The sequence below is a fragment of the Flavobacterium filum DSM 17961 genome (genome assembly GCF_000425465.1).
GTDB lineage: Bacteria > Bacteroidota > Bacteroidia > Flavobacteriales > Flavobacteriaceae > Flavobacterium > Flavobacterium filum.
Genome location: NZ_AUDM01000006.1, coordinates 15695 through 25376, shown reverse-complemented (window position 1 = coordinate 25376; position 9682 = coordinate 15695). Strand labels below are relative to the sequence as shown.

At 34.8% G+C, this 9682-nt stretch carries 9 protein-coding genes; all 9 read left to right on the top strand.

The window, feature by feature from the left end:
* The first annotated feature begins 1 nt into the window (after nt 1).
* The 9 genes from H601_RS15180 to H601_RS0103560 all read left to right on the top strand — a co-directional run bounded on the left by H601_RS15180 (nt 2) and on the right by H601_RS0103560 (nt 9680).
* On the top strand, nt 2–1186 hold the full coding sequence (locus tag H601_RS15180; RefSeq protein ID WP_035655508.1) for a hypothetical protein: 1185 nt from the start codon (nt 2–4) through the stop codon (nt 1184–1186).
* Nucleotides 1183–2133 carry a polysaccharide deacetylase family protein gene (locus H601_RS0103595; protein WP_035655507.1) on the top strand — a complete coding sequence of 317 codons (951 nt, stop codon included), beginning with the start codon at nt 1183–1185 and terminating at the stop codon, nt 2131–2133. Before H601_RS15180 ends, H601_RS0103595 begins: the two co-directional genes overlap by 4 nt.
* 3 nt (nt 2134–2136) lie before the next feature.
* Nucleotides 2137–3285: a hypothetical protein gene (locus H601_RS0103590; RefSeq protein WP_026710231.1), complete on the top strand. Its 1149-nt coding sequence runs from the start codon at nt 2137–2139 to the stop codon at nt 3283–3285.
* On the top strand, nt 3266–4423 hold the full coding sequence (locus H601_RS0103585) for a glycosyltransferase family 4 protein (protein WP_035655506.1): 1158 nt from the start codon (nt 3266–3268) through the stop codon (nt 4421–4423). Before H601_RS0103590 ends, H601_RS0103585 begins: the two co-directional genes overlap by 20 nt.
* A gap of 85 nt (nt 4424–4508) precedes the next feature.
* A complete protein-coding gene (locus H601_RS0103580) occupies nt 4509–5111 on the top strand; it encodes a sugar transferase (protein ID WP_026710229.1) in 603 nt (200 codons plus the stop codon).
* Nucleotides 5101–5721: an acetyltransferase gene (locus H601_RS0103575; protein WP_245571608.1), complete on the top strand. Its 621-nt coding sequence runs from the start codon at nt 5101–5103 to the stop codon at nt 5719–5721. Before H601_RS0103580 ends, H601_RS0103575 begins: the two co-directional genes overlap by 11 nt.
* A complete protein-coding gene (locus tag H601_RS0103570; RefSeq protein ID WP_026710227.1) occupies nt 5714–6856 on the top strand; it encodes a DegT/DnrJ/EryC1/StrS family aminotransferase in 1143 nt (380 codons plus the stop codon). The genes H601_RS0103575 and H601_RS0103570 overlap by 8 nt, the downstream gene beginning before the upstream one ends.
* A 255-nt stretch (nt 6857–7111) precedes the next feature.
* Nucleotides 7112–8884, top strand: a complete 1773-nt coding sequence (locus H601_RS0103565; RefSeq protein ID WP_245571607.1) for a polysaccharide biosynthesis protein — start codon at nt 7112–7114, stop codon at nt 8882–8884.
* A 34-nt stretch (nt 8885–8918) separates the two neighbouring features.
* Complete coding sequence (locus H601_RS0103560; RefSeq protein WP_035655504.1) at nt 8919–9680, top strand: polysaccharide biosynthesis/export family protein; 762 nt, start codon at nt 8919–8921, stop codon at nt 9678–9680.
* The last annotated feature ends 2 nt before the right edge of the window (nt 9681–9682 follow it).

The window sequence follows — 9682 nt, the reverse complement described above, 5'->3', positions numbered from 1 at the left end:
CATGGATAGTTTAGTGATTTTTTTGGTCATTGTTTTGGCAACACAAGTGTTGCTGAACAGTCTTGCCCGAAAACATGCTTTTTTGGATAAAAAGCTATTGAATTATCTTTTCTTTTATCATTTGTTATTCTTTTTGGTGTATTATACTTATACGCTGTTTAATCCTTCGGATTCCCGACAATATTATTTTGTAGCCAGTCAAATTGGGAATGATTGGCCCGAGTTGTTTGAAACGGGTACCAATTTTATCAATTTTTTAGCTTCTCCTTTTGTACAAGCCGGGTTGTCGTATGAATCGTTGATGTTGATATTTGCTTGGTTTGGCTATATAGGGTTTGTGTATGCCTATTTATTCATGCGGGAAAACATCCCTATAGATGTAAAAGTGTTTGGACGATTTGATTTGTTGACGTTGATATTATTTTTCCCAAACATGCATTTTTGGACCGTTTCATTAGGTAAAGGTTCCGTTATTTTTATGGGGCTAATGATTTTTACGTATGCAGTAAAAAATCCGACCGGGAGATGGTTTTTACTCTTGTTGGGAGGATTTTTTGTGTATATGGTTCGTCCACATGTTATGTTGTTTATGCTGGTAGCGGTTACAATCGGTTTATGGTTTGGAAGGGATAAAATCAGTACGGCCTTAAAAGTGGTTATTGTGATAGCTTCTGTAGGTTTTTTGGCAGCAGCCAGTAATTCCATATTAGCCGTTGCGAAATTGGAAAATTCAGAAAATGTGATTACTGATTTTGAAGCATTTGCTGATGCTCGTTCACAAGGATTGTCAGAAAAAGCCGGTTCAGGTGTGACAATGAGCAATTATCCATTGCCATTGAAGTTGTTTACGTTTTGGTTTCGACCTTTATTTGTAGATTCTCCGGGAGTTTTGGGATTGTTTAGCTCAGCTGAAAATTTTCTCTATTTGTTATTATTCTTTAAAATTCTAAACAAACGGTTTTTAAGGTTTTTCAGAAAATCCGTATATATGGTCAAGATGTCGGCTATTGCTTTTTTGTTGACCTCCTTTGCGATGACCTTTGTGATGTCGAATTTGGGTATTATTATGCGACAAAAGTCGATGGTAATGTATTTTGCTTTTTTCGTGATTTATTACTTTTTAGCACAAGAGGAATATAACCGACAACAACTTGTACAATCAACACTAGAAGAAACATCCTCATGAGTGGAAAATTAGTCATATCACTTGATTTTGAATTGGTGTGGGGTATTTTTGATCATATCGATTTACCGCAAAAGCAAGCCTATTTTGAAAACACTTTGTCGGTTATTCCCGAAATGTTGAAATGTTTTGAACAGCATCAAATGGAGGTAACATTGGCTACGGTTGGGATGTTATTCAATCGGAATTGGGAGGAATGGTTGGCAAATCGTCCGGAAAACCTACCCACTTACCAAAACAAAAAATTGGATGCCTATGCGTATGGATTGGCTCATCAAGATTCCGGATTTGACCGATATTTTTTTGCTCCAGATTTGATACATCGTATCATGCAAACCCCGGGTCAAGAATTGGCTACGCATACCTATTCTCATTATTATTGTTTAGAAAATGGACAAACGGCTGCACAGTTTGCCGATGATTTGGATTTGGCAGTAAAAATGGCCAAGCAAGTGGGAGTGGAATTGAAATCATTGGTTTTTCCCCGTAACCAATGGAATGAGGAATATTTATCACTTTGTGCTGAACGAGGAATTACGCAGTTGCGTTCTAATCCGGCAGCTTGGTATTGGCAAGATACAGCCAGTGCTTCCTTGGCAACAAAGTTCTTCCGCACGGGAGATGCTTATTTGCCGTTGGGTGCAAAATCATATTCACCAAAAGAAGTCAAATCTACAATTGTTACTGCTCAACCGGCGAGTCGTTTTTTACGCCCTCATCATTCGGTTTCTATATTGAATCAATTGCGATTAACACGCATCAAAAATGAAATGTTGCTCGCTGCAAAAAAAGGTGAAATCTATCATTTATGGTGGCATCCGCATAATTTTGGGGACTATCCCAAGCAATCGATGGAAGCGTTGATGGAAATTGCCAAATGGTATGTTCATTTGCACCAAAAATATGAATTTGAATCGGTAACGATGGGTTCATTATCCCAAAAAATATAAGATTTGACTTTTTCAACTCAAATATTTCCTAAGCGATTCGCCGTTTGGAATTTTCCACCGGATTCTTTTGGATTTCGTTTCGTGTTGTTTGTTTGGCATTTTGTTTTTGTTTTTCTAGCTTGGCAAGAGCGGGTGGCAAGAGGACATTCTGATGCTCATCATTATTGGGGTTTAGATTTTGATATTGCCGGTAAAGATTGGTTTGACTTTTTTTCTTACGGAACGGATTTTGTCGTGTGGTTAAATTATCCTTTTATTCAGCTAGGCCTCTCTTTTTTGGGTGGTTTTTTACTTTATGGATTGTTGGGATATATAGCGATTTGGCTATTTTTAAAGTGGACTTATCATTTGTTAAATCAGTGCAGTTTCAAGGGTAAATCTTTTCTGTTTTTGTTTCTTTTTATATGGCCTAATTTGCATTATTGGACAGCTGTTTTAGGGAAAGAGCCACTCATTTTTTGGAGTTTGGTGCAAGTGTTTGGTGTGATTAGTTTTCAAAAAAAATACACTTCAATTTCCTTTGTCATGGCTTGTTTATTGTTGATTATCATCCGACCGCATGTGGCTATTTTGGTTACAGGAGCTTTTGGAGTCAGTTTTCTTTTGTTTGGGAAAGCCACTTTTTTTTCGAAATTGAAATGGTCCACTTTTGGACTTTCCATAGCAGTAGCACTAGGCTATATGGTTTTACAATTATCCCATATACGACGTTTGGATTGGGATAGAATTGTACGGTTTAATCGTGGTTCGGTTTTATCGTTTGAACGTTCGAATAGTTATGTGCCAATGGAGGACTATTCTTTTTTTTACAAATTATTTTCTTTTTATTTCCGACCCTTACCGCTAGAAGTTAACACTTTAAAAGGGTGGATAGTAGGGCTGGAGAACTTGTTGTTACTTTTCTTGGTTTTGTTTTTTGGTTATTTAATTATACGATTTTGGAGGGAAATTCAAAAGAAAGCTGTTCCTTTGTGGTGGAGTTCTGCCCTTTTATTTGGGTTGTTCTCCGGCTGTGTTTATGTATTTCGATATGCTAATTTCGGAATATTTATGCGAACCAAGTTGATGTATGCTCCATTTATGGTTGTAGCCATCTTTTGGTTAGGAATTAAATTATTTAGTAGTGCAACACGTGAAAACCAAAAAGCCTAGATTAGTTCGAATTACAACCGTGCCTTTGTCATTGGACAAATTATTAGAAGGGCAATTGAAGTTTATGCAGCAGCATTATGAGGTGATAGCCGTTTCCTCAGAAAAAGAATATTTGGAAAAAGTTGGAGTAAGGGAAGGTGTTTCAACCTTTCATTTGGAAATGACTCGGAAGATAACTCCTTTCAAAGATATAATAGCCGTTTTAAAACTAGTATGGTTTTTATTGAAAGTCAGACCGGCAATAGTTCACACACATACTCCCAAAGCAGGAATAGTTGGCATGTTAGCCGCATTTATGGCAAGGGTTCCGAATCGTTTTCATACGGTAGCCGGTTTACCTTTATTGGAAGAAACCGGTTCGAAACGAAAAGTATTGGATTTTGTTGAGAAATTGACTTACACATTTGCTACTAAAGTATATCCAAACTCAAAAGGGTTGTATGATATAATACTTAAAAACAACTATGCCAAATTCAAGAAGTTGAAGGTTTTAGCCAATGGTAGCAGCAATGGTATAAACACTTCTTATTTCTGTAAAGAACATTTTTCATTTGCAGAAAAGGAAGCTCTTAAAACACGATATGGTATTGAAGACCAAGATTTTGTGTTTGTGTTTGTTGGAAGATTAGTTACAGACAAAGGTATCAATGAAATGGTAGCCGCTTTTCGAAAATTAAAAATCAATCATCCGAATGCTAAGTTGATTTTGGTTGGCCCGTTGGAATCTGATTTAGACCCTTTATTGCCTCAGACTTTGGAGGCAATCGAAAATGTAAAACAAATCATATCCGTTGGCTATCAACAAGATGTTCGCTTGTTTTTTTCCATCTCCCATTGTTTGGTTTTCCCAAGTTACAGAGAGGGATTTCCGAATGTAGTCATGCAAGCCGGAGCGATGGAATTACCTTCTATTGTGTCCAATATCAACGGATGTAATGAAATTATTATTCCTAAAGAAAATGGAATAATTATTCCCGTAAAGGATGAAAAATTACTTTTAGAAGCGATGTCTGATGTAATGGAAAATCAAGAATTATATTGTTATTTACAATCAAATGCCAGAAAGTTGATTGTTAGTCGCTTTGAACAAAAGGTGGTTTGGCAAGCCTTGTTGAGAGAATATAAAAAGATAAATTAAACGTAACGAATCCAAAAAATTTTCAATTGTGATTTGAATTTACTTTTGCTTACCTTTGCCACTCGATTTAAGTTTATCCTAATCAATGTATAAAAATTTCATAAAAGGATTTTTAGATTTTACGACTGCCCTATTAGGATTAATCATTCTTTCTCCACTATTCATTTTAATTACTGTTTTTCTTTATTTTGCCAACCAAGGAAAACCTTTTTTTATTCAGGCAAGACCCGGAAAAAATGGAGCGATATTTCATATCGTAAAGTTTAAAACCATGAATGATAAAAAGGATAAAGATGGAAAATTATTACCGGATGCGGATCGATTAACTTCAATAGGTGGTTTGGTAAGAAAAACTTCCTTAGATGAAATTCCACAGTTATTGAATGTGTTGAAAGGTGATATGAGTTTAATAGGTCCACGACCCTTATTGACGCATTATTTACATTTGTATAATGATTTTCAAAACCGACGCCATGAGGTTAAACCCGGTATTACCGGTTGGGCCCAAGTAAATGGACGAAATGCTATTTCTTGGGATAAGAAGTTTGAATTGGATGTTTGGTATGTTGATCATTTAAGCTTTGGTGTAGATTTGAAAATATTGTTTATGACTGTTTTGAAAGTGATAAAAAAAGAAGGCATTAACGCTGCCGATGCAGCCACAATCGAACCATTTAATGGCAACTAAAATCATCATATTTGGAGCGAGTGGTCATGGTAAAGTGATTGCTGATTTGTTGCAATCCGCACAACAGGAAGTTGTAGCTTTTTTAGACGATCATCCAAAACAAGAAACTATTTTAGGTATTCCGGTATTCCATACTACACAATTTAAGCAAATAGATGATTTTCAAATACTTATTGGTGTGGGGAATAATTCCATTCGAAAAAAACTATCACAAAAATTTACATTAAAATTTGCTGTGGGAATCCATCCCTCGACCATTCTTTCTCCCTATCTTAAAGTAGCGGAGGGAACAGTGATAATGGCCGGAGTAATTATCAATCCAAATGTAGAAGTTGGAAAACATTGTATTTTGAACACCGGTTGTATTATTGAGCATGATTGTAAAATTGAGGATTATGTTCATATCTCTCCGGGAGTATCTTTGGCCGGTAATGTTTCGGTAGGTGAAGGGACGCATATTGGAATAGGTTCTTCTGTTATTCAAGGTATAAAAATTGGGAAATGGGCTACTATTGGTGCCGGTTCTGTAATCATTCGTGACGTTCCGGATTATGCTGTAGTTGTTGGAAATCCCGGTAAAATAATTAAATATCATTCAAGCGATGAATAAATCTAAAATATGGTTGTCCTCCCCACACATGGGGGGCAATGAGCAAAAATATGTGCAAGAAGCTTTTGATACCAATTGGGTAGCTCCTTTAGGACCAAATGTTTCCGGTTTTGAACAGGATTTGGAAAATTATTTAGGAGGAAAGCATCATGTTGCAGCGTTAAGTTCCGGAACGGCGGCTTTGCATTTGGGACTGATTTTGTTAGATGTTCAGCCCGGAGATGAGGTGATTTGTCAGAGTATGACTTTTTCTGCCTCGGCTAATCCCATTGCTTATTTGGGGGCTACGCCTGTTTTTGTAGATAGTGAATCTGAGACGTGGAACATTTGTCCGGTTGCATTGGAAGAAGCCATTATTGACCGCATTTCGAAAGGGAAAAAACCAAAAGCGATTATTGCTGTTCACTTGTACGGAATGCCATTTAAAGTGAAAGAAGTAATGGCGGTTGCTGAAAAATATAGTATTCCTGTCCTAGAAGATAGTGCAGAAGCATTAGGGAGTACTTTTCAAGGAAAAAATTGTGGCACTTTTGGACAATTGGCTGCTTTGTCTTTTAATGGAAATAAAATTATCACGACTTCCGGAGGAGGAGCCTTGGTTTCTTCACAAAAAGAACATAAAGACAAAGCCGTATTTTTAGCTACACAAGCAAGGGATGCAGCTCCGCATTATCAACACAGTGAAATTGGCTACAATTATAGATTGAGTAATATTTGTGCCGGAATAGGTAGAGGACAAATGGAAGTGTTGGACCAACACATTGCCTTACGTAGAAAAATGCACGATTTTTATGTTGATTTATTTAAAGAGGTTGAAGGTGTGACTGTTTTTTCTGAACCCAATACCGATTATTTTTCGAATCATTGGTTGTCTTGTATTGTGATTGATCCTCAAAAAACGAATGGAATTACCCGTGAAACGTTACGATTAGCCATGGAAGTTGAAAATATTGAATGTCGACCTTTATGGAAACCGATGCATTTACAACCCATATTTGAACAATATCCTTATTATGGAGGAAAAGTAGCTGAAAATCTATTTGAAAACGGACTTTGTTTGCCTTCTGGGTCTAATTTGAATGCTGAAGATTGTGCAAGAATAAAGGCAGTTGTTGAAACTTTATTTGATTTTTAAGATTTTTTTAAGAGATTAGAAAAAAAGTTTTATTTTTACGTATTGTTTAATTTGTAATTAAAAATTTTGAAAGATAAGAGCAATTTTGTTCGAGAGTTATTAAGTTATTTTAATAATTTAAGGCTAAGACTCAACCTTAAAAATCTTGGATATTTACCAAGGTGGGTTGTTCTATTGCTAGATCTTTCTTTTGTTGTTTTTTCAGGCATTGTAACTTTTATTCTTCTTAGTGGAATTAAGTTTCACTATATTAGAATGGAGAATATGCTAATCGCTATTCCTACCTATGTATTTGTAAATGTTTTTTTCTTTTGGTTATTTAGAACCTATTCCGGTATCATTAGACATTCGTCTTATATTGATGCTTTGAAATTGTTTTTCTCACAGTTTTCTGTGATGGCATTTTTTGTAGTTTTCAATTTTATATTTGTAATAACCGGAAAAGAAAAAATGTTTTTGAATACCGGTATTTTTATTCAAGCAGTACTTTCATTTAGCTTTCTGTTTTTTTACAGAGTTGTTGTTAAACAGATATTCGAAAAATATTTTACAGTAGCACATGAAGGGCCTAAAATCAAAGCCTTGATTTATGGTACAGATGCTAATGCTATTGCGGTTGCCAATGCTTTAAAATCTGAAGCGCCTCAACGTTTTAAATTGATAGGTTTCATTGATAAGCGAAATCAAAATAACACTAAGAGAATATTAGATTTACCTATTTTGGAATTTAAACGTAAAATTCCTGTATTGATGCGATTGAATAAAGCTGAGGCTTTAATCATTGCTGACAATAGTTTAAGTAAAGAAGAGCGATCTCAAATTGTTGATGAATGTATAGAATACAATTATAAAGTATTGACGATTCCGTTAGTAACCGATTGGGAAAACGAAAAAGAAATTTCAAAAAACATTAAGAATTTTGAAATTCAGGATTTACTTGAACGAAAACCAATTGTTTTGGATACGCAAGCCATATCGAGTCAATTGAAAGATAAAACGGTTATGGTAACGGGAGCCGCAGGATCGATTGGAAGTGAAATTGTCAGACAAGTTTTGAGTTTTGAACCTCATTCATTAATATTGTTAGATCAAGCTGAGACACCTTTACATCATTTGACTTTAGAGATATCAGCCTTAAATTGTAAGTGTCCAGTTTATACATTGGTAGGTGATATAAGAAATGCAGAGTATTTAGAAAAGAAATTTAAACATTATAAGCCAGAAGTTATCTATCACGCAGCGGCCTATAAACATGTTCCTTTAATGGAGGAAAATCCAGCACAAGCGATTTATACTAATGTGATGGGGACTAAAAATGTTGCTGACTTGGCTCATAAATATAAAGCAGAACGCTTTGTAATGATTTCAACTGATAAAGCAGTAAATCCGAGTAGTGTGATGGGGGCTAGTAAGCGAATTGCAGAGATGTATGTACAATCGATGCATTTCAAATATCAAAATTCCAAAGAAAAAAATCATACAAAGTATATCACTACTCGCTTTGGTAATGTATTAGGTTCAAATGGTTCCGTAGTTCCATTGTTTACTAAACAAATTCAAGAAGGAGGACCTATTACAATAACACATCCAGAAATTATTCGATACTTCATGACGATACCTGAAGCTTGTCAATTGGTTTTAGAGGCAGGTGCAATGGGTGATGGAGGCGAAATATTTATATTTGATATGGGTGAACCCGTTAAAATTATCGATTTAGCCAAAAAAATGATTCGATTGGCCGGTTATACACCTGATAAAGAAATCAAGATTAAGATAGTTGGTTTACGTCCCGGTGAAAAATTATATGAAGAATTATTAAATAATTCAGCTAAAAATCTTACCACACATCATGAAAAAATCATGATTGCTCAAGAAATTTGTGATGATTTTGACGTTATTGCAGATGGAGTTGAAGATTTGATTATTACTGCTCATATTAAACCAAATACAAGTATTGTTTCAAAAATGAAAAAGTTAGTTCCTGAGTTTAAAAGTATGAATTCTGTTTTTCAGGAACTAGACAGTTAATTTTTCTATATTTGCATTTAATTTTACTTTTCACATGTTTAAAAAAAATATCCTTTTATATCTTTTTCTCTCAGTAATTATTACTTCTTGTGTGCCTAAGAAAGAGGTTGTTTATCTTCAAGAGATTGGTAATACTTCATCAAGTAAGAACACAAATTATGAGCCTCTAATCAAAGCAGATGATGTTTTATTTATTCATATCTCTACTATTGATCCTAAAGCTTCAGAACCTTTTAATATAGGTCAGAATGAGGGAGGTGTTGGTGCTAATGCTATGCAACTTCAACGCACAACCTATTTGGTCAATAATGCAGGATTTATTCAGTTTCCCATTTTAGGTGATTTAAAAGTTAGTGGATTAAATAGGACACAAGTCATCTCATTGTTAAAATCAAAAATTTCTGAATTTGCTAAAGATCCTGTGATCAATTTACGAATTATGAATTATAAGATTTCTGTTGCAGGAGAAGTTAATAATCCCGGTACTTTTACAATTTCTAGTGAGCGAATTACTATTTTTGAGGCTTTAGCGATGGCCGGTGATATGACATTGTTTGGTAAAAGAGAAAATGTTTTAGTTGTTCGTGAAATAGATGGAGTAAAAACAACAATGAGATTAGATATTACAAATCCAGAAATTATAAATTCACCATATTATTATCTTACACAAAATGATTTGGTTTATGTAGAGCCAAACAAACGTAAAATTAATTCAACGGCAATAGGACCAAATATTCTTGCCGGAATTTCTATTCTTGGATTTGCTTTGACTACTATTATCTTATTAACAAAATAAAG

Bases quoted from the DNA above. Each gene is read 5' to 3' on its own strand.
- H601_RS15180 (WP_035655508.1), top strand. From the start codon at position 2: ATGGATAGTTTAGTGATTTTTTTGGTCATTGTTTTGGCAACACAAGTG.
- H601_RS0103595 (WP_035655507.1), top strand. From the start codon at position 1,183: ATGAGTGGAAAATTAGTCATATCACTTGATTTTGAATTGGTGTGGGGT.
- H601_RS0103580 (WP_026710229.1), top strand. From the start codon at position 4,509: ATGTATAAAAATTTCATAAAAGGATTTTTAGATTTTACGACTGCCCTA.
- H601_RS0103575 (WP_245571608.1), top strand. From the start codon at position 5,101: ATGGCAACTAAAATCATCATATTTGGAGCGAGTGGTCATGGTAAAGTG.
- H601_RS0103570 (WP_026710227.1), top strand. From the start codon at position 5,714: ATGAATAAATCTAAAATATGGTTGTCCTCCCCACACATGGGGGGCAAT.
- H601_RS0103565 (WP_245571607.1), top strand. From the start codon at position 7,112: ATGGAGAATATGCTAATCGCTATTCCTACCTATGTATTTGTAAATGTT.
- H601_RS0103560 (WP_035655504.1), top strand. From the start codon at position 8,919: ATGTTTAAAAAAAATATCCTTTTATATCTTTTTCTCTCAGTAATTATT.